Annotated in this window: 14 protein-coding genes; 5 read left to right on the top strand and 9 right to left on the bottom strand. The window is 73.7% G+C overall.

Annotated elements, in window-relative coordinates:
* Window positions 1-152: 152 nt before the first annotated feature.
* Window positions 153-1157, bottom strand: coding sequence for a Ppx/GppA family phosphatase (locus tag IE294_RS19260; protein WP_189887681.1), 1005 nt, complete (start codon window positions 1155-1157; stop codon window positions 153-155).
* 427 nt (window positions 1158-1584) lie between these two features.
* Here IE294_RS19260 and IE294_RS19255 point away from each other — a divergent pair, with 427 nt between their 5' ends.
* A complete protein-coding gene (locus tag IE294_RS19255) occupies window positions 1585-2751 on the top strand; it encodes an FAD-dependent oxidoreductase (protein ID WP_189887679.1) in 1167 nt (388 codons plus the stop codon).
* A gap of 182 nt (window positions 2752-2933) precedes the next feature.
* A complete protein-coding gene (locus IE294_RS19250; protein ID WP_189887677.1) occupies window positions 2934-5474 on the top strand; it encodes a discoidin domain-containing protein in 2541 nt (846 codons plus the stop codon).
* 19 nt (window positions 5475-5493) lie between these two features.
* On the opposite strand, the gene IE294_RS19245 is transcribed toward IE294_RS19250, so the two are convergent.
* Complete coding sequence (locus tag IE294_RS19245; protein WP_189887675.1) at window positions 5494-6438, bottom strand: helix-turn-helix transcriptional regulator; 945 nt, start codon at window positions 6436-6438, stop codon at window positions 5494-5496.
* Window positions 6439-6570: 132 nt separating this feature from the next.
* Between IE294_RS19245 and IE294_RS19240 the strand changes: the two genes are divergently transcribed.
* A complete protein-coding gene (locus IE294_RS19240; RefSeq protein ID WP_189887673.1) occupies window positions 6571-6921 on the top strand; it encodes an ANTAR domain-containing protein in 351 nt (116 codons plus the stop codon).
* Window positions 6922-6997: 76 nt separating this feature from the next.
* Here IE294_RS19240 and IE294_RS19235 read toward each other — a convergent pair whose 3' ends face one another.
* The gene (locus tag IE294_RS19235) at window positions 6998-8164 is read right to left on the bottom strand and encodes an amidohydrolase (protein ID WP_189887671.1); all 1167 of its coding nucleotides are present in this window, start codon (window positions 8162-8164) and stop codon (window positions 6998-7000) included.
* A gap of 140 nt (window positions 8165-8304) precedes the next feature.
* On the opposite strand from IE294_RS19235, the gene IE294_RS19230 reads away from it, so the two are divergent.
* Both IE294_RS19230 and IE294_RS19225 read left to right on the top strand, forming a co-directional pair.
* Window positions 8305-9768 carry an aminotransferase class I/II-fold pyridoxal phosphate-dependent enzyme gene (locus IE294_RS19230; protein ID WP_189887668.1) on the top strand — a complete coding sequence of 488 codons (1464 nt, stop codon included), beginning with the start codon at window positions 8305-8307 and terminating at the stop codon, window positions 9766-9768.
* Between the two features lie 472 nt (window positions 9769-10240).
* Window positions 10241-12523, top strand: coding sequence for a catalase (locus IE294_RS19225; protein ID WP_189887666.1), 2283 nt, complete (start codon window positions 10241-10243; stop codon window positions 12521-12523).
* An 87-nt stretch (window positions 12524-12610) separates the two neighbouring features.
* Here the strand turns inward: IE294_RS19225 and IE294_RS19220 are convergent, their stop codons facing one another.
* The 6 genes from IE294_RS19220 to IE294_RS19195 all read right to left on the bottom strand — a co-directional run bounded on the left by IE294_RS19220 (window position 12611) and on the right by IE294_RS19195 (window position 18995).
* Window positions 12611-14278 carry a PP2C family protein-serine/threonine phosphatase gene (locus IE294_RS19220; protein ID WP_189887664.1) on the bottom strand — a complete coding sequence of 556 codons (1668 nt, stop codon included), beginning with the start codon at window positions 14276-14278 and terminating at the stop codon, window positions 12611-12613.
* Window positions 14262-15317 carry a SpoIIE family protein phosphatase gene (locus IE294_RS19215; protein WP_435858047.1) on the bottom strand — a complete coding sequence of 352 codons (1056 nt, stop codon included), beginning with the start codon at window positions 15315-15317 and terminating at the stop codon, window positions 14262-14264. The genes IE294_RS19220 and IE294_RS19215 overlap by 17 nt, the downstream gene beginning before the upstream one ends.
* A 5-nt stretch (window positions 15318-15322) precedes the next feature.
* On the bottom strand, window positions 15323-15769 hold the full coding sequence (locus tag IE294_RS19210) for an anti-sigma regulatory factor (protein ID WP_189887660.1): 447 nt from the start codon (window positions 15767-15769) through the stop codon (window positions 15323-15325).
* Window positions 15769-16149 carry an STAS domain-containing protein gene (locus IE294_RS19205; protein ID WP_058083291.1) on the bottom strand — a complete coding sequence of 127 codons (381 nt, stop codon included), beginning with the start codon at window positions 16147-16149 and terminating at the stop codon, window positions 15769-15771. The genes IE294_RS19210 and IE294_RS19205 overlap by 1 nt, the downstream gene beginning before the upstream one ends.
* On the bottom strand, window positions 16146-17039 hold the full coding sequence (locus tag IE294_RS19200) for an STAS domain-containing protein (RefSeq protein WP_189887658.1): 894 nt from the start codon (window positions 17037-17039) through the stop codon (window positions 16146-16148). Before IE294_RS19200 ends, IE294_RS19205 begins: the two co-directional genes overlap by 4 nt.
* 789 nt (window positions 17040-17828) lie before the next feature.
* On the bottom strand, window positions 17829-18995 hold the full coding sequence (locus IE294_RS19195; protein WP_189887656.1) for an acyltransferase family protein: 1167 nt from the start codon (window positions 18993-18995) through the stop codon (window positions 17829-17831).
* Window positions 18996-19190 lie beyond the last annotated feature (195 nt).

The following is a 19190-nucleotide window of genomic DNA, read 5'->3' as shown; positions in this document are numbered from 1 at the left end:
GGGCGGGTGCTGATCCGGATCCGGCCTCACGCGGGAGCGTTCCACCCGGCCGACCGCCCTGAAGCACCGCTCACCCGAACGAGGACAGCGGGTGGTCCCGCTGTGCGCCGCGCACCGTCAGGAGAAACACACCGCCGCCCGCTGACCATCCGTCACGGGGACGGGCTCGCGATGCGGAGCGGTGCCGCGGGACCCGGAGCGGTGTCGGTCTCGCCGGTGGCGTCCGCCCACCAGTCGGCGCCGTCCTCGGCGTAGCGCAGCAGCACGCCCTCGCGGATCGCCCAGGGGCAGACGACGGCCCGGGGCAGGCCCATCAGCTTCAGCGCCGTGTGCCCCACGACCGCTCCGGCCAGGCTCTGGGCGGCGCGCGGCGCGGAGATCCCGGGCAGCTGGGCGCGTTCGACGGCGGGCAGCCCGGCGAGGGCGTGCACCGCCGCGCGCAGGTCCCGGCAGGCCAGCTCCCGGTCCACGAAGGGGCCGAACCGCCCCGGCGCGGCCCCGCACAGCCGGGCCAGTTGCTGGAACGTACGGGACGTGACGGCGGCGGTGCGCGGACGCTCCCAGCGGATCCGCGAGGCCACGTCCCGCAGTTCATGGCGGATACGGCGGCGCAGCTCCTTCAACTCGCCCGGCCCGGGCGGATCCTGGACACCCAGGTACTCCCGGGTCAGCCGGTTCGCGCCGAGCGGCAGGGACGCGGCGAAGTCGGGCAGCCGGCCCCGGCCGAAGGCCACCTCCAGCGAGCCGCCGCCGATGTCGAGCAGGGCCAGGGGCCCCGCCTTCCAGCCCAGCCAGCGGCGCGCCGCCAGGAAGGTCAGCTCCGCCTCCGTCTCGCCGGGCAGGGTGCACATGCGGATACCGGTGCCGGACGCCACCCGTTGCAGCACCTCGTGGCGGTTGGGGGCGCTGCGCACCACCGCGGTCGCGAAGGCCAGCGGGCCCGCCGCGTGCCACCGCCGGGCCGTGGCGCCCGCCGCGGCCACCGCCTTCACCAGTCGCTCCACCGCCTCGTCGGCGATGGTGCCGTCCGGGCCGACCTGTTCGGACAGGCGGAGCTTCCACTTGACGGTGTGCACCGGCAGCGGAACACCACCCTCCACGTCTGCGATCACCAATCGGACCGTGTTCGACCCCGCGTCCACCACGCTCACCCGCATGGCCGGGGAGTACCCAGTTCACCGGCGATCACCCTTCGCACAGGGGGCGTGCCGGTGCACGGCGCACCCGCCGCGTGCCTCAGGAGCGGCTCGCGCGGCAGCCGGAGGCGGGCAGCAGCGCGAGGCGCACGGGCCGGAGTCCAGTGGACACCCGCCGCGCGGCAGCGTACGCGCACACCCCCGGCACACCACGTCCACGTCGGCTCAGGCCCCGTACAGTCGCGCCGCGGCCCGGCAGTCCGCCGCGCACCGCGTTGCGTCGACGGCCGGCACGGAGCGGCGGCCCTCACCTGTGCGCTCCGCCGGGCACTCGGGCGGGCCGGCGTGTCCGAATCCCGGCCCCGTGGGTCCCGGCAGACCCGCCGCTGCCCTTGGATGGTCACGCCCACGGTCGGCGCGCGCAGCGGCAGGTGACGGAGCGGATGCGATGAGGGTACTGGTGATCGGCGGCGGCATCGCGGGGACCGCGACCGCCCTGGGCCTGCACAAGGCCGGTGTCGACGTCACCGTCTTCGAGGCACACCCGGACACGGCCGAGGACATCGGCGCCTTCCTCACCCTGGCGAGCAACGGCATGCGCGCCCTGGCCGAGCTGGACGCCACGCACGCCGTCACGGCCGTCGGTTTTCCGCTGACTTCGCTGCGGCTGCTGGACAGCCACGGCACCGAGGTCGCGCACGCGCCGCTCGGCGAGGCGGACGACCCCGCCCTGCGCTACCGCTGTCTGCGCCGCGGCGAGCTGAACGCGGCCCTCCAGGGCGAGGCGGTCCGGCGCGGCATCCGGCTGCGCCACGGCGCCCGGCTGGTGTCCGTGACGGACGGCCCGCACGAGGTCACCGCCCACTTCGCCGACGGCTCCACGGCCGGCGGCGACCTGCTCATCGGCGCCGACGGCCTGAACTCCACCGTGCGCGGACTGCTCCTGCCCGAGGTCCGGCCCGGGTACGCCGGCCAGCGGGTCTACTACGGCTACACCGCAACCGCGTCCGGACCCGGCCCGGACGGCGCCATCACCATGGTGCGGGGCAGCGCGACCGCCTTCGGGTACGCGGTGTCGCCGGCGGGGGAGACGTACTGGTTCGCCCGTGCCGGCGGCGATCCGCTGTCCGCCGGGGCCCTCGCCGCGCCGCCCGCCGTGCTGCGCGCACAACTGCTGCCGCTGCTGCGGAAGGACGACACCCCGGCCGCCGCACTGGTCGAGGCCTCCGCCGACGCCCTCATGGTCACCAACGCCACGGAGCTGCCGCTCGGCACCGCCTGGCACACCGGGCGGGTCCTGCTCGTGGGCGACGCGGCCCACGCGGCCTCCCCGGCGACCGGCCAGGGTGCCTCGATGGCCCTGGAGGACGCCGTGGTCCTGGCCAAGGCCCTGCGCGACCTGCCCGATCAGCGGGCCGCGTGCGCCGGGTACGAGCGGCACCGGCTCCCGCGGACGGAACACAACATCACCGTCAGCGGCGGCCTCACCCGCGGCACCCGCACGCCGTCCCGCCCCGCACCCGGCACGCCCCCGCCCACCGGACCGGACGAGCGGCTCATCCGCCAACTCGCCTGGGACACCCCGCTGTCCGCCACCCCGCCCGAGCCGCGCTGACCCGCTCCCGACCGCGTGCGCGCGGCGGACGAGCCGACCGCCGTGCAACCGGGGGACGGCGCCGGCAGTTGAAGGATCTGATGTCCGAAGGCTTGTGGCCCGGTTGGTTCATCCCTTAAATCAAAGCATGAACTAAGCCGTGGGTCATACCCGTTGGATCCCCACACGTCTGGAGCCGCCGCATGAGACTGAGATCCCTGGGCGCAGTGCTGGCCGCCACGGCCGCGCTGCTCGCCCTGCCCGCCACGCACCCCTCGGCCACCGCCGCCGAAACCCCCTTGTCCCAGGGGAAGTCCGCGACCGCGTCGTCCGAGGAGAACGGCGGCACCGCCGCCGCCAAGGCCGTCGACGGCGACACCGGGACCCGCTGGTCCTCGGCCGCGAGCGACGACCAGTGGGTCCGGGTCGACCTCGGGAGCACCGCCACCGTCACCCGGGTCGTCCTGGACTGGGAGGCCGCCTACGGCAAGGACTACAAGGTCCAGATATCCGGGGACGGGAGCACCTGGACCGATCTGAAGTCCGTCACCGGCTCCGACGGCGGCACCGACACGCTCGACGTGTCCGGCCGGGGCCGCTACGTACGGATGCTCGGCGTGCACCGGGCCACCGCCTGGGGCTACTCCCTGTGGGAGTTCCAGGTGTTCGGCACGGCGGACGGCGCCCAGGCCGGCTGCGGCACCGCGAACGCCGCCCAGGGCAAGGCCGCCACCGCCTCCTCCACCGAGAACGCCGGCACCCCCGCCTCCGCCGCCGTCGACGGCGACACCGGGACCCGCTGGTCCAGCCAGGCCGCCGACCCGCAGTGGCTCCGCGTCGACCTCGGCTCCGTCCAGGACCTGTGCCGGGTGGACCTGAACTGGGAGGCCGCCTACGGCAAGGACTTCCAGATCCAGGCATCCTCCGACGGGCAGAGCTGGAACACCCTCAAGACCGTCACCGGGGCGACCGGCGGCACGGCGTCCTACGACGTCAGCGGCTCCGGCCGGTACGTCCGCATCTACGGCACCGCCCGCGGCACCGGCTACGGCTACTCCCTGTGGGAGGTCGCCGTGCACACCGGCACCACCGGCGTCCCGCCCGTCCAGGGCGGCGGCGACCTGGGACCGAACGTCATCGTCGTCGACCCCTCGACCCCGGGCCTCCAGCAGAAGTTCGACGACGTCTTCGCCAAGCAGGAGTCGGCCCAGTTCGGCACCGGCCGCTACCAGTTCCTGCTCAAGCCCGGCACCTACGACAACATCAACGCCCAACTCGGCTTCTACACCTCGATCTCCGGCCTCGGCCTGAACCCCGACGACACCCGGATCAACGGGGACATCACGGTCGACGCGGGCTGGTTCAACGGCAACGCCACCCAGAACTTCTGGCGTTCGGCGGAGAACCTCGCCCTCAAGCCGGTCAACGGCACCGACCGCTGGGCCGTCGCCCAGGCCGCGCCCTTCCGCCGCATCCACGTCCAGGGCGGCCTCAACCTCGCCCCCAACGGCTACGGCTGGGCCTCCGGCGGCTACATCGCGGACTCGAAGATCGACGGTACGGTCGGCCCGTACTCCCAGCAGCAGTGGTACACCCGGGACAGCTCGGTCGGCGGCTGGACCAACGGCGTGTGGAACATGACCTTCTCCGGCGTCCAGGGCGCCCCCGCCACCAACTTCGACAGCGGTCCGTACACCACCCTGGACACCACCCCGGTCTCCCGCGAGAAGCCGTTCCTCTACCTCGACGGCTCCGCCTACAAGGTGTTCGTCCCGGCCAAGCGCACGAACGCCCGGGGCGTCTCGTGGCCCGCGAACGCCGGCACGTCGGTCCCGCTCGACCAGTTCTACGTCGTCAAGCCCGGCGCGACGGCCGCCACCATCAACCAGGCCCTCGCCCAGGGCCTCAACCTCCTGTTCACCCCCGGCGTCTACCACCTCGACCAGACCCTCGACGTCACCCGGCCGAACACCGTCGTCCTCGGCCTCGGCCTCGCCACCCTCGTCCCCGACAACGGGATCGACGCGATGCACGTCGCCGACGTCGACGGCGTGCGGCTCGCCGGGTTCCTGATCGACGCGGGCCCGGTCAACTCCGACACGCTGCTGCGCATCGGCACCCCCGGCGCCACCGCCGACCACTCCGCCAACCCCACCACCATGCAGGACGTGTTCATCCGCGTCGGCGGCGCCGGACCCGGGCTCGCCACCAACTCCGTGGTGGTCAACAGCGACGACGTCGTCATCGACCACACCTGGATCTGGCGCGCCGACCACGGCAGCGGCGTCGGCTGGGACACCAACCGCGCCGACTACGGCCTGCGCGTGAACGGCGACGACGTCCTGGCCACCGGCCTGTTCGTGGAGCACTTCAACAAGTACGACGTCTACTGGAACGGAGAACGCGGCCGGACGATCTTCTTCCAGAACGAGAAGGCCTACGACGCCCCGAACGCCGCCGCCATCACCCACGACGGCATCACCGGCTACGCGGCCTACAAGGTCGCCGACTCCGTCACCACCCACGAGGCGTGGGGCCTGGGCAGCTACTGCAACTACACGGCCGATCCCTCGATCGTCCAGGCGCACGGCTTCCAGGTGCCCGTCGGCTCGGGGATCAGGATGCACGACCTGCTGGTGATCTCCCTCGGCGGCAAGGGCCAGTACGCGCACGTCGTCAACAGCACCGGCGCACCCACCTCGGGCACCGACACGGTCCCGTCCAAGGTGACGTCCTTCCCGTAGGACACCGCGCAGCCGCGGGTCAGCCGCCGGCCAGGGCCTCGTGCGGGGCCTTCCGGTAGGTGTCCCGGTACAGGGAGGCGAAGCGGCCCGGGTGGTGGAAACCCCACCGGGCCGCGATCTCCGTGACCGTGATGCCGCTGCCGGGGTCGGCGGCCACCAGCTCGTGGTGGGCGTGCGCGAGCCGCACCCGGCGCAGCTGGGCCAGCGGAGTGGTGTCCAGATGACGACGGAAGGCGTACTGGAGCGCCCGCACCGTCACATGGGCCGCGGCGGCGATGTCCGCGACCGTGACGGGCTGGTCCGCGTGGTCGTCTATGTAGGCGAGCGCGCGGCGCAGCACCGCCGGGTGCGCCTCGGTGCCGTGGGCGGCGGGCTCGTCCAGCGCCGTGTTGGGGAACGCGGCGAGAACGCTCGCCGCCAGGTGCTGGGCGGCCGTGGCGGCGATCAGCGGCTGGTCCGCGATCTCGGCGTCGGACAGCACATCGTCCCGCAGATGGGCGATCGTACGGCTGAGGTGGCGCGCCGCGGCGGCCGAGCGCGGCCGGTGCCCGGTCAGCCGTACCGGTCGCGAGCCGTCCCCGGCCACCTGGGCGAGCAGCGCGGGATCCAGCATGGTGATGTTGTAGCGGGCGTTGCAGATGCGGCCCGCGTACGGCAGGTCCGGCGGCGCGAACAGCACCACGTCACCGGGGCCGAAGGAGTCCTCGACGCCCTGGAAGCCGTGGTCGCGCACGGTTCCCTCGTGCACGACGCACAGGCAGATCCGGCCCAGCGGCGACACCGAGTAGGCCATCTCGAAGTCCAGCGCGAGTTCGTCGACACTCATCGTGGGGATGCCGGCGCGGTGGATCTGGGCACGGGTCGAGCCGGGCGTCCCGCTGGCGATGCGCATGCGGGCGTAGGCCCGGCTGAGGAAATCCTCCGTCACGTCCAGGTCGCGGCTGTCGAAGGTCAGGGTGTCCATGTCCCCCCGGCTGCCCCCGAATTCTCCTTCCACGACCCGTCGACCTGCGATTTTTCGTTTTCCGTACGGCCTCTTGCCCTGTTGTTCGCCTGGCGGCTGGCGTGCGGCGGCCGGGCTGCGGAGGGTGAGGGCATGATCGGACGCGACGAGCAGACGGACCAGCTGGAAGCACTTCAGGAGGAGGTGGAGCAGCTGCGTCGTGCCCTCGGCTCCCACGCCCTGGTCGACCAGGCGATCGGTGTGGTGATCACCGTGGGCGGGCTGCGTCCGGAGCAGGGCTGGGAGGTGCTGCGGCACATCTCGCAGCACACCAACATCAAACTGCGGGAGGTCGCCCGCGGCCTGGTGGAGTGGCCGACGCGCCGCCGGCTGCCCGAGGCGATCCGCGGATCCCTGCCCGCCGCCCTGGAGCACGCGCGCACCCAGGCCGAGGCCGCCGACCGGGGAGACGAACGCGAGGTCCGCTGCGGCCTGCCGGACTGAACCGCCGCCCGGCGGCCCGGCCGCCGGGCCGAACGGGCGGGCCGGTCGGCCGGGCGTACGGCGGCCGGTGCGCCCGTCAGTCCGCCGTCAGGAGCAGATCCGCCCACGCGCGACCGCGCAGGTCCGCGTCCCGCAGGACGTCCACCGCCGTGCAGGCCAGCGCCTCCACCACCGCCGTCAGCACCCCGCGGGCCCGCTGTGAGGCCGCGGCCTCGGCGAACTCCGGCGTGTGGTCGGAGCCGTCGGCGCCCATGATCGCGACGAACGGGTGGATGGCGGGCACCCTGCCGCTGACGTTGCCGATGTCGGAGGAGCCCAGGTAGACGCCGGGCGTGGGCGCGGTGAGCGCGATCCCGGCGCGGTCCAGGTGTCCGGCGAACCGCTCGGACAGCACCGAGCTGTCCCGGAAGTGCTCGTACCGCACGCTCGCGCGTTCCACCGTGACGGCCGTGCCGGTCGCCAGCGCCACCCCCTCCGCGGCGGTGCGCACCTGTTCCGCCAGCTCGTCCAGGGCCGCCGTCGTGACCGCGCGCAGCCCGAAGCGGCCCTCGGCGTACTCCGGGACGATGTTCGTGGCCGTACCGCCCTGGGTGATGATCCCCTGGACATGGGACCCCTCCGGCAGCCGCCGCCCGAGTGCCGACAGGACGTTGAACAGCTCGATCAGCGCGGCGAGCGCGTCGATGCCCTCCGTCGGACTGCCCGTCGGGTGCGCGGCCCGGCCCCGGAAGCCGACCCGGTACTGCTCCTGCGCGGTCAGCGGCGCCCGCACCCAGTCGTACACCCCGGGGTGGAACATCAGGGCGGCGTCCACCCCGTCGAAGACCCCGGCCTCCACCTCCAGGGCCTTGCCGCCACCGCCCTCCTCGGCCGGCGTGCCCACGACGAGGACCGTGCCCCCGGTGCCGTCCCGCACCGCCTCCGTGACGAGTGCCGCGCCGAGGCCCGCCGCCGCGATCAGGTTGTGCCCGCAGGCGTGCCCCAGCCCGGGCAGGGCGTCGTACTCCAGGGGGAAGGCCACCACCGGCCGGCCCTCGCCCGAACGGGCCGTGAACGCGGTCGGCAGCCCCGCGGCCTCCCGCCGCACCGCGAACCCGGCGCGTTCCAGCTCGCCCGTGAGCAGCTTCGCCGCGCGGTGCTCGGCGAACGCGGTCTCCGGGTCCGCGTGCAGGGCGGTCGCCACGGTCCACAGCGCGTCGGCGCGGCGCTCGGTCTCCTCCCGGATCCGCTGGTACAGCGACACGAGACCTCCTGGGGTTCGGCGGGCGTGTTCCGTGCCGGCCCGGGTTCCACCGAACGGCCCGCTGACACCGGCCGCGTGTTTGGGGAGCCCGGCCGGTGCAACACGGTGGATGCGGCACCGACCAGCTCAGGAGGACAGCCATGGATCACTCACGCGTACCCGTCCTGGAGGCTTTGCAGGAGTTCCGGCGGCGGGGAGACGTGGCGTACGGACCACCCGGGCACAAGCAGGGCCGCGGCACCGACCCCCGGGTGGCCGAGATCCTAGGGCTGGACGTCTTCCGCTCCGATGTGCTCAGCCTCAACGGCCTGGACGACCGCCGCCAGTCCCAGGGCGTGCTGGAGCAGGCCCAGGAGCTGATGGCGGACGCGGTCGGCGCCGAGCACGCGTTCTTCTCCACCTGCGGCAGCTCCCTGTCCGTGAAGACCGCGATGTGCTCGGTCGCCGGACCGGGGGAGAAGCTGCTGCTGTCCCGCAACGCCCACAAGTCGGTCATCGCGGCGGTGATCATCAACGGTGTGGAGCCGGTCTGGGTCCACCCCAAGTTCGACGCCGAACGGCACATGGCCCATCCGCCCGAGGCCGACGACGTGCGCAACCGGCTGCGCGAACACCCCGACGCCAAGGGCATGCTGCTGATCACGCCCACCGACTGGGGCACCTGCGCCGACGTGCGCGCGGTGGCCGACGCCTGCCACGCCTTCGACGTCCCGCTCATCGTGGACGAGGCATGGGGCGCCCACCTGCCCTTCCACCCGGAACTGCCCGTCTGGGGCATGAACGCGGACGCCGACCTGGTCGTCACCAGCGTCCACAAGATGGGCGGCGCGATCGAGCAGAGTTCCGTCTTCCACCTCCAGCACGACCGGGTCTCGCCCACCGTGCTCAAACAGCGCGAGGACCTGCTCGGCACCACCAGCGCCTCCAGCCTGGTCTACGCGGCCCTCGACGGCTGGCGGCGGCAGATGGTGGAACAGGGGCATGACCTCCTGGACGCGGCGCTGCACCGGGCCGAGCGCGTCCGGGCCCTGCTGCGCGAGCTGCCGGGGCTGCGGGTGATGGGCGGCGAGGTGGTCCAGCAGGACCTGGCCGCCGAGTTCGACCCCCTGAAGATCGTCGTCGACGTACGCGACCTCGGCATCAGCGGCATGCAGGCGGCCGAGTGGCTGCGGGCCAACTGCCACATCGACGTGGGCGGCTCGGACACCTGCCGGATCAGTGCCTCCCTCACCCACGCCGACGACGACGAGACCGAGAAACTGCTGGTGGAGTCCGTGCGCTCGCTGGTGGAACGCGCGGACACCATCGAGCGGCGGCCCGCCGTGCACCTGCCCGAGCCCCGGGCCCTGGAACTGGAGCAGGCGGTGCTGCCCCGCGAGGCCTTCTTCGGTCCCGCCGAGGACGTGCCCGCCGAGCGGGCCGTGGGCCGGATCGCCGCGGAGACGATCAGCCCGTACCCGCCGGGCGTGCCGGTCGTGGCGCCGGGCGAGGTGATCACCGCGGAGATCGTCGACTACCTGCGCAGCGGTATCGCCCACGGCTTCCTCGTCCCGGACGCGGCGAACTCCTCCCTGGAGACCCTGCGGGTCGTGGCGCGCCCGTGACCGGCGGCCGAGCGGCCGTGCTCCAGGCCGTACCCCCATGCCCGTCCCGAACTGCGCCCGACGGGGTCAGCGCCTAGGGTGGCCTGTGCGGGCGGCCACCGGGTGACCGCCTGCCCCGGGTCAAGAAGCCGGCCCTGCTGACCAACACGTCCTCGGCAGGGGGCACTTGGCCCTGCCGGTGGTCCCCGGGCCCGGACCAGCGCGTCCGGCGGGCCTCCCGCCCCGGCAACGCGACAGGAGACGGCCCGACTTCACCCCGACCGGAAATCCCCGTGGTTCCCGGTTTCGGACGCCCCGGCCCGGGGACCTCGGTACGAACCCTGTCGTACCCCTTCTCATGCGACTTTCCATTCGACGTTCGCCCGGTACGTCCCTGGTGTCGGCCATGCCCCGGCGTGGGCAGCCGCACCTCGGGCACCCGCCTCGCCCCCAGCCGGGCCCGCCCCCGTGACCAGCGAAGGAATTGGAACTGATGAGCGAGACGAACCCTCTGAAGCGAGCGGCGGACAAGGTGGCGGACGCCTTGCAGGGCGGTCCGACGGGCCCCGAGGACGGCATCCCGGGCAAGCCGGGACCCAAGTCGCCGCCGGTCGCCGAGCCGACCGACCCCCATGAGCCGTACCCGCCCAAGCCCGACCAGAGCGGCCCGGACACCGTCTCGCCGACCGGGCAGCCGACCGGCGCCGACCAGGCGCGGATGGCACAGAGCGGCAGCTACCTGACCAACGCCCAGGGCACCCGGCTCCACGACACCGACCACTCCCTCAAGGCGGGCCCCCGCGGACCGGTGCTCCTCCAGGACCACCACCTGCGCGAGAAGGTCATGCACTTCGACCACGAGCGCATCCCCGAGCGCGTGGTCCACGCCCGCGGCGCCGGCGCGCACGGCGTCTTCCGCAGCTACGGCACCGCCGCCAACGTGACCAAGGCGGCCTTCCTCGCCGAGGACGTGGAGACACCGGTGTTCGTCCGCTTCTCCACCGTGCTCGGCTCCCGCGGCTCCTCCGATACCGTCCGCGACACCCGTGGCTTCGCGACGAAGTTCTACACCAGCGAGGGCGTCTTCGACCTCGTCGGCAACAACATCCCGGTGTTCTTCATCCAGGACGCCATCAAGTTCCCGGACGTCATCCACGCCGGCAAACCGCACCCGGACCGGGAGATCCCCCAGGCGCAGAGCGCCCACGACACCTTCTGGGACTTCGTCACCCTGCACACCGAGGCCACCCACCACACCCTGTGGAACATGTCCGACCGGGGCATCCCGCGCTCCTTCCGCACGATGGAGGGCTTCGGCGTCCACACCTTCCGCCTGGTGAACGCCGAGGGCGGGACCACCCTGGTCAAGTTCCACTGGAAGCCGAAGCTGGGCGTGCACTCCCTGGTGTGGGAGGAGGCCCAGATCATCAACGGCGTCGACCCCGACTTCCACCGCCGGGACCTCGCCGACGCCATCGAGGCGGGCGCCTACCCGCAGTGGGAGTTCGGCATCCAGACCTTCCCCGACACCCCCGACCAGACCTTCGAGGGCATCGACCTGCTGGACCCGACGAACATCGTCCCCGAGGAACTGGCCCCCGTGCGGCCGATCGGGCTGCTCACCCTCGACCGCAACCCGTCGAACTTCTTCGCCGAGACCGAGCAGGTCGCCTTCCACGTCGGCCACCTCGTCCCCGGCATCGACATCACCGACGACCCGCTGCTCGCCGGCCGGCTCTTCTCCTACCTGGACACCCAGATCACCCGGCTCGGCGGGCCCAACTTCCCGCAACTGCCCATCAACCGGCCGCACGCCCCCGTCAACGACATGCTGCGCGACGGCATGCACCAGACCGCCGTGCACCGGGGCGTGGCCCCCTACCGCCCCAACTCCCTCGACGGCGGCTGCCCGTTCACTCCCGGCGCCGGCCTCGACGGCGCGTACGTCGAGACGCCCGTGCGCATCCCGGAGGCGACCAAGGTGCGCGAGGCACCCGAGTCGTTCGACGACCACTTCAGCCAGCCGCGCCGGTTCTGGCTCAGCATGAGCCCGCCCGAGCGCGAGCACATCATCGGCGCCTACACCTTCGAACTCGGCAAGTGCTACGAACAGGCCATCCGGGAACGGGCCCTGCACGTCCTTGCCAACATCGACCCGGAGCTGTGCGAGGGCGTCGCCGCCGGCCTCGGCCTGCCCGCTCCCGCGCCGACGGTGCCGCTCGCCGACGTCGAGCCCAGCCCCGCCCTCTCCCAGATCGGGCACACCTGGCCCACCGACGGCCGGATCATCGGCATCGTCACCGGCCCCGACGGCGACCTGGACGGCGTACGGGCCGTGCGCCGGCAGGTGCTGGACGGCGGCATGGTCCCGCTGATCGTCGCACCGGTCGGCGGCACCCTCGGCGACGGCGCGGACGCCCTGACCGTGCAGCGGACCTACGCCACCGCGCGTTCCGTGGAGTTCGACGCGCTGCTGGTGGCCGGCACCCCCGGCGTGGGCGCCGACGCCTACGGAGCCCGGGACGCCAAGGCAGGTCAGCCCAACGGCCACCAGGCCACCCCCGACCCGCGGGTGGGGCTGCTGCTGGCGGAAGCCTTCCGGCACGGAAAGGCCATCGGCGCCGCCAAGGGCGGGCAGAGCGCCCTGGAGGCGGCCGGCATCCCGCTGGAGGCACCCGGTGTCGTCGCCGACGACACCGCCACCGCCGCGCTCCAGCAGCTCACCCAGCTGCTCGGCACCCACCGGGTCTGGGAACGCTTCCCGACCGCCGCCTGACGGCCGTTCGGACACTCGTCCGGACCCGCCGTACGAGCGTCGGCCCCGCGCCGGCCCCCACGACACCGGGAGCCGGCGCGGGGCCGCTCACTCAAGGGTGGTGCGGCACAGCAACAGGCAGATGTCGTCGTCGTGTTCGGAGTCGTGCAGCATCGGCTTGAGCAGCGCGTCGGCCGCCCCGTCCAGATCCGCCAGATCCGACCGGCCGAGCGCCTCCATGGCCTGGGCGAGGCGGTCGATGCCCGCGTCGATCCCGGCCGACCGCCGCTCCACCAGCCCGTCCGTGTACAGCGCGAGCGTCGAGCCCACCGGAAGCTCCAGGGTGTGCTCCTCGTACGAGAACGCCATCGGAACCCCCAGCATGATCCCCGGTCTGGTCTCCAGCACCCGCACCTCGCCGTGGGGGCCGCGCGCGATGGCCGGCGGATGCCCGGCCGCCGCCCACACCACACCGGGCTCCCCGGGCGTGAACCGGGCGATCGCACAGGTCGCGTACAGCTCCGGCTGCTGATGGCGGAGCATCCGGTGCAGCAGGGTGAGGATGCGCGCCGGGCCGTTGCCCTCGACGGCGTAGGCGCGCAGCGCGGTCCGCAGCTGGCCCATGATCACCGCCGCGCGCAGCCCGTGCCCCGTGACGTCCCCTATCACCGCCAGCACACTGCCGTCCGGCTGCGGAAACGCGTCGTACCAGTCGCCGCCGATGTTCAGACCGTGCGTCGCCGGCAGATAGCGCGCGGCCAGGTCGAGACCCGGGGTGGCGGGCAGCTCGGTCAGCTGGGCCCGTTGCAGGGCCTCGGCCACGTCCCGGTGCTGCTCGTACTGGCGGGCGTTGTCCAGGGCGATGCCCGCCCGCCGGGCCAGTTCCAGCAGCATCACGGTGGTGTCCGGGTCGAAACGCTCGCCGGGCGCCGCCAGGGTCAGCACCCCCTGCACGGTGCGCGCGCCGAGCGGCAGGCACAGCAGCGGCCGGTCCGGGAAGAGCGCGGAGGCCGGCAGGTCGTCCACGCCGGGGAGGTCACCAGGGTGCGGGGCCGCGTGCTGCGGACGGCCGGTGCGTGCCGCCGTCACCGTGGCCGCCGCCCGCTCGGCCGGCGGGATCCGCTCGTCGTCCACGAACCAGACGTCGACGTGCCGCGCGTACTCCGGGACCAGCAACTCGGGCAGCCGGCGCAGGATGTCCTCGTGATCGAGGGAGGCGTTCAGCACCGCGCTCGCGTTGGCCAGGAAGGTCAGCAGCCGGCGGGCCTTCTCCGCCTCCGCGCGCGCCGCCCGCTCCGCGTCGAGGAGTTCACGCTGCGCCAGCGCCGCCGCCTCCAGCTCGGCGTGCAGCGCCAGCACGCCCTGGTTGGTCTGGTGCAGCTCCTCCCGGTGGAACCGCAGCAGCTTCTCCCGCTCCGCCAGGTGCGCCAGCAGGGCGGTGGTGTCCTCGTTGGCGCCCAGCACGGCCTCGGCGAGCGGGGCGTCGTCGAGGCCGGGCAGCGGGCCGGCCACGGAGGAGGGGCAGACGAGCGTGTGCTGCCACGGCTCCGGCCCGTCCAGGGCGACCCGCAGCTTCCCGTCCGCCTCGGCGGTCACGGCCAGGTCCGCGCCGCCGGCGTCGACGGCGCGGCGCAGCCGGGCGCCGAGTGCGCTGAGGAAGCGGGCGCGGTCGAGCGCGGGCACCCCGGCGTCCGTGGTGAGCCGCGCCAGCAGGGCACGGGCACGGGCCGCGTCGGCGGCGGAGGCGATGGTCCAGTTCTCAGAGGCGGCTGTCATGGGCGCTGGTCCGGCGGTCGGGGGCCAGTACGGCCACACTGGTGTCGTCGCGTGCGGGGCGGGCCGGGCTGCCCGCGTCGCGCAGGATGGCCCCGGCCACCACCGACGGGTCGTGGGCGAGCAACTGGGGGTCCTCCGGCGGACGCCACCGGCTGGGCAGTCCGTCACTGTGCACGACGAGCAGGCTGTCCGGGCGCCACGGCACCCGGCGCACGGGCACGTGCGCCGGGAAGTACGCGCCGACGATCCCCGGATGGGAGACGAGGGACGTCCAGGAGTCCCCGGTGCGCACCCGGGCGCCGACGTTGCCGACGCCCGCGAAGCTGAGTTCCCCCCGGTCCGTGTCCACCTGGGCGACCGTGACCGCGGCACCCCGGGTGGGCCGCAGCGCGGTGTGCAGCCGGCGCAGGATGTCGGCCGGCGGCAGATGGGCGGTGCGACTCAGCTCCGCCACCGCCGCGGTGGAGGCGTGCGCGGCCTTCGGACCGTGCCCCAGACCGTCCGCGAGCAGCAGCGTCACCAGGCTCCCGGAGCGTACCCAGCTCCACGCGTCACCGCTCTGTTCGGCCTGCGTGAGGGCGATCGTGATCCCGGCCGCCGGCACCGGTGCCGCCGGTGTCCCGCGCCGGCCGGGCTCCGGGTCGATCCGCGCCGCAGCCACCGTCCCACGGCCCGGCAGGCTGTACAGATGGAAGGCGTTGGCGCTGCGCTGACAGCTCCCCAGACCCGCGCCGAGCGAGCCGGCGGCGGTGGACCAGCCGTCCCGCAGCGCGGCGCCGACATCGGGGATGCCCGGACCGTTGTCGAGCGAGAAGAGCTGCACCGACGTGTCCTCCCCGCCGCCGACCGGCGCCATCACCAGGTTGACCACCATGCGGCCCCCGCCGGCGTGTTTGAGCAGGTTGGTGGCCAGCTCGGTGGCGACCAGCTCCGCGGCCGACGTGCGCGCGGCGGCGAGCCCCGCCTGTCCGCACGCCTCACGGGCCGCGATCCTGGCGTCCCGGACACGCGTGGAGTCGTGCACCGGGATCTCCCACACCCGGCTCATCCCACCCCCGGACGCGACGCGGGCACCTGGGCCACCCAGGCGACGGCGGTGACGGTCGTGCCCCGGCCGGGCTCGGTGTCCACACTGAACTCGTGCACCAGCCGCTTCGCTCCGCTCAGTCCGAGTCCCAGGCCGCCGCCGCTGGTGTACCCGTCGGTCATGGCCAGTTCCAGGTCGCGGATGCCCGGACCGCTGTCGATGAAACACATGCGCAGACCCCGGCTGCGGCCGTTGTCCAGCGGCGTGATCTCCGCCCGTCCGCCGCCGCCGTGCACCAGCGTGTTGCGGGCCAGCTCGCTCGCCGCCGTGACCAGCTTGGTCTGCTGCACCAGACCGAAGCCGAGGTGCGCCGCGCACTGCCGCACCTGCTGCCGGACCCAGGCCAGATCCGCGTCCGAGCCGATGGGCAGGCGCGTCGCGGAGACCTGGCCGGACGACCGCATTAGCTCCCCCTCTGCGACAGCAGTTCCATGGCACGGTCGACGTCCAGGGCGGTGACCAGGCCGGGCAGGGTGAGCCCCAGCTCGACCAGGGTGATCGCCACGGCGGGCCGCATACCGGCCAGGACCGTACGGGCGGCCAGCAGGCCGGCCGTGGAGGCGATCTCCGCGAGGACCCGGCCGAGGAACGAGTCGACGATGTCCACGCCGGAGATGTCGAGGACCACACCGGTCACCCGGCTGGTGGCGATGCGGTTGGTGATGTCGTGTTGCAACTGCTCGGCCATGCCGTCGTGCAGCTCGCCCTGCAAGGAGACCAGCAGGACGTCGCCCAGGGCGAGCACCGGGACCTGGGACGGCTGGGCGGGAGTGGGCTGGTTCACCGGGCGCTCGCACCCGCGTCCGCACGGGACACCTCGATGCCCTGCTTGCCCAGCGCGTAGGCCAGCGCGTCGGACAGCGAGGCGCGGGTGAGCACCGAGCCCAGGTCGATGCCGAGCTGCACGATGGTCTGCGCGATGGCCGGGCGGATCCCGGACACGATGCACTCCGCGCCCATCAGGCGTGCCGCGGCCACCGTCTTCATCAGGTGCTGCGCGACGAGCGAGTCGACCGTCGGCACGCCGGTGATGTCCAGGATGGCGTAGCGGGCCCGCTGGTCGACGATGGCCTCCAGCAGCGACTCCATCACGACCTGGCTGCGCGCGCTGTCCAGCGTCCCGATCAGGGGCACGGCGACCGTGCCCTCCCACAACTTGATGACGGGGGTGGCCACTTCGAGCAGCTGCTGGCGCTGCCGCTCGATCAGCTCGGCGTTCGCGTCCAGCGCCGTCTCCATCACCACCAGGCGCAGCGTGCCGAGCAGCAGCGTCAGCGCCATCACGCACTCCTGGGCCTGCGGGGCGGCGGGGTCGGCGAACTCCTCGCGCAGCAGGTCGACCGCGGGCACGCGCAGGCCGGCCACCTCGTCGGCGATCTGGGCCGGGGTGGATCCGGTGCGGGTCCGGGTCTGGGTCATCCGCCCCAACTGGTCACGCACCGGCGCGAAGCCGGGCGCCGTGATGTCCTCCAGCCGTCCGCTGACGGCCACGTCGGACAGCGCCTCCACCACGGCCTTGCACGCCTCGACCGCCTCGTCACGGGAGACGGTGAAGACCGAGCGGAACAGGGGGGCGTCGGCCCAGCGCTGGGCGATCTGCTCCTTGCGCCGTTCCAGGAAGGAACTCACCACCTGCGGGGCCGATGCCGCCGCGTCCTGCTCGGGCACTCTCATCCTCTCCTCTCGCACAGCCAGGTCCGCCGGCCGGCCGGCTCCCCGTACCGATCATTGCCGACCGCCCACCGTAGCCTCCGCCGTCCGGCCGGGCCAAACCCGGTCCCGGCAACTTTCCCCAGGTCAGGGTCGTTTGACCGGAGACACCGCGCGGACCCCGCCGACAGCGGCGGCGCAGTCGGCCGCGGCATCGGCCGGCGGGCCGGGGCAGCGACCCCGGGCGCCGACACGGCCGGACGGCCAAGACGCCGGGTGCCGTCCCGAACGGGGAGGCCGGCGCGACCGGGGGACGGGGGTGCCGGACGGGCGGGGCCGTACGCCGCCGTGCCGTGGCGCGGGTCCGCGACTCGGCCATGGGCCGCCGTGCCGTGGTGCGGGACCGGTGCCGGGCGGTGGCCCGCGCTGTCGTGGTGTGGTGTGCGGGCGTGGCCGGGAGCCCCCCGGCCGTGGTGCCGCGTACGGGTCGGGCCGTGAGCCGCCACGGCGTGGTCCGGAGCGTGGGCCGTGCCGCAGGATCCCGTGCCGCGGTGCGGAGCGTGGGGTTGCGTCGCGTCGCGGACCAGTCGGCGGGCAGGGGTGGGGGACGGCCCGGCCGCGCTCGGCCGCCGGCTCGTCCTGGTCTGCTTCCCGAGCACGTCGATTCGGCTCCTTCGGTGCGTTCACGTGGTGCCGGCCCGCCGGTGTGTGCCGCCGGGCCGGTGTCGGTGAGCCGCCTACCCCGAAACCCGCGGGACTCTCCTCGCTGTTGCGGACGTCACCCGTGCGTGCGACCGGCCGCGACCGCGGGGGTCAGTCGCGCGCCGGTGCCGGGGCCTCGGAGCGGACCGGTGCGGGGTCCGGCTGGAGGGAAGGGCGGCGACGGCGCAGCAGCAGGCGCCGCGCCGGACGCTCCACCCCCTCGTACAGGACCCAGGACAGGGTGAGCGACACGGTGAACGCGGCGGCGGTGACCGCGAGCCCCGCCAGGGCGCCGAAGTGCGGCTTCTTGCCCACAAACTCCGTCGCGGCGCGCAGGACCAGCAAGTGGACCATGTAGAAGGCGAACGACAGCTCCCCCAGCCGTACCATCAGCCGGCGCCGCCACAGGGACGGCAGCCCGTGAAGGTCGGCGACCGCCGCCGCCGGGATGAGCAGGGCGAACCCGGCGATGGTGCACACGGTGGCGGAGTAGCCGGGCGTGACCTGCGGAACCATGAAGTAGCCGATGACGGCCAGGGCGAGCGAGCCCTCCAGACCGGGTCCGCGCCAGCGGCCGAGCAGCACCAGCCGCGCGGTGACCGCGCCGAGCACGAACTCGGGCAGCCGCGCGGCGGGGAACGAGTAGATCGAGTAGGTCCACCAGTGGTGGGCGTCCGACCAGGCCAGCAGCAGGACCGCCGCCACCGACAGTCCGCCCAGCGCGGCCGACCCGTGCGCCCCGAGCCGGCGCAGCAGCAGGATCAGCAGCGGGAAGGCGGCGTAGAAGAACGCCTCGCAGGCCAGCGACCAGCTCACCGGGTTCAGCGTCTGCCACCACGGGCGCCACCAGGAGTGCAGCAGCAGCGCGTTCCCCAGCGTCTGCTTCGCCGTCGGCCGTGCCAGGTGCGTCAGCGTGTACGCCATGACGAGGGCGACGGCGAGGGTGGCCAGGTGCACCGGGTAGATCCGGGCGACGCGCCGCCGCCAGAAGGCGAGCGCCCGGTCGCGGGGCCGTGCCGACCAGGTCAGCACGAATCCGGACAGGACGAAGAAGAACGACACTCCGGTGGCGCCGGCACCGAAGGCCCACGACACGAGGCGGCCACCGGTGCCGCCGAACCAGCCGAAGTTGTGCACGTGCAGTCCGAACACCAGCAGTGCCGCCATCCAGCGCAGCCCGGTGAGAGACGGCAGGGCGGCCGGTGCGCCGGACCCGGCGCTCGCCGCGCCGGTCCGGGCGGGTGGCGTCCGGAGCGCCGGGGTCGTCGCCGTGGTCATCACATCACCTGCCGCAGGGGGTTCGCGTGGGGCATGAAGGGGAACGTTGCCCGCCGGCCCCCGCTCCCTCACGCCGCACGGGAAACATCACACTGCTGCCGAACGACGGACCGCCGTCCGTGCCACGGACGGCGGTCCGGGTGCACCCGCCCGGGTGAGCACGCTCACCGCGGTGCCGGGTGCACCCCACGCCCC

Origin of the sequence: Streptomyces canarius (assembly GCF_014650735.1) — a bacterium.
GTDB lineage: Bacteria > Actinomycetota > Actinomycetes > Streptomycetales > Streptomycetaceae > Streptomyces > Streptomyces olivaceoviridis.
The sequence above is the reverse complement of the archived record's forward strand: the minus strand, read 5'-3'. Positions and strand labels throughout refer to the sequence as shown.

Bases quoted from the DNA above. Each gene is read 5' to 3' on its own strand.
- IE294_RS19255 (WP_189887679.1), top strand. From the start codon at position 1,585: ATGAGGGTACTGGTGATCGGCGGCGGCATCGCGGGGACCGCGACCGCC.
- IE294_RS19200 (WP_189887658.1), bottom strand. From the start codon at position 17,039: ATGAGAGTGCCCGAGCAGGACGCGGCGGCATCGGCCCCGCAGGTGGTG.
- IE294_RS19260 (WP_189887681.1), bottom strand. From the start codon at position 1,157: ATGCGGGTGAGCGTGGTGGACGCGGGGTCGAACACGGTCCGATTGGTG.
- IE294_RS19240 (WP_189887673.1), top strand. From the start codon at position 6,571: ATGATCGGACGCGACGAGCAGACGGACCAGCTGGAAGCACTTCAGGAG.
- IE294_RS19250 (WP_189887677.1), top strand. From the start codon at position 2,934: ATGAGACTGAGATCCCTGGGCGCAGTGCTGGCCGCCACGGCCGCGCTG.
- IE294_RS19220 (WP_189887664.1), bottom strand. From the start codon at position 14,278: ATGACAGCCGCCTCTGAGAACTGGACCATCGCCTCCGCCGCCGACGCG.
- IE294_RS19225 (WP_189887666.1), top strand. From the start codon at position 10,241: ATGAGCGAGACGAACCCTCTGAAGCGAGCGGCGGACAAGGTGGCGGAC.
- IE294_RS19245 (WP_189887675.1), bottom strand. From the start codon at position 6,438: ATGGACACCCTGACCTTCGACAGCCGCGACCTGGACGTGACGGAGGAT.
- IE294_RS19210 (WP_189887660.1), bottom strand. From the start codon at position 15,769: ATGCGGTCGTCCGGCCAGGTCTCCGCGACGCGCCTGCCCATCGGCTCG.
- IE294_RS19195 (WP_189887656.1), bottom strand. From the start codon at position 18,995: ATGACCACGGCGACGACCCCGGCGCTCCGGACGCCACCCGCCCGGACC.
- IE294_RS19230 (WP_189887668.1), top strand. From the start codon at position 8,305: ATGGATCACTCACGCGTACCCGTCCTGGAGGCTTTGCAGGAGTTCCGG.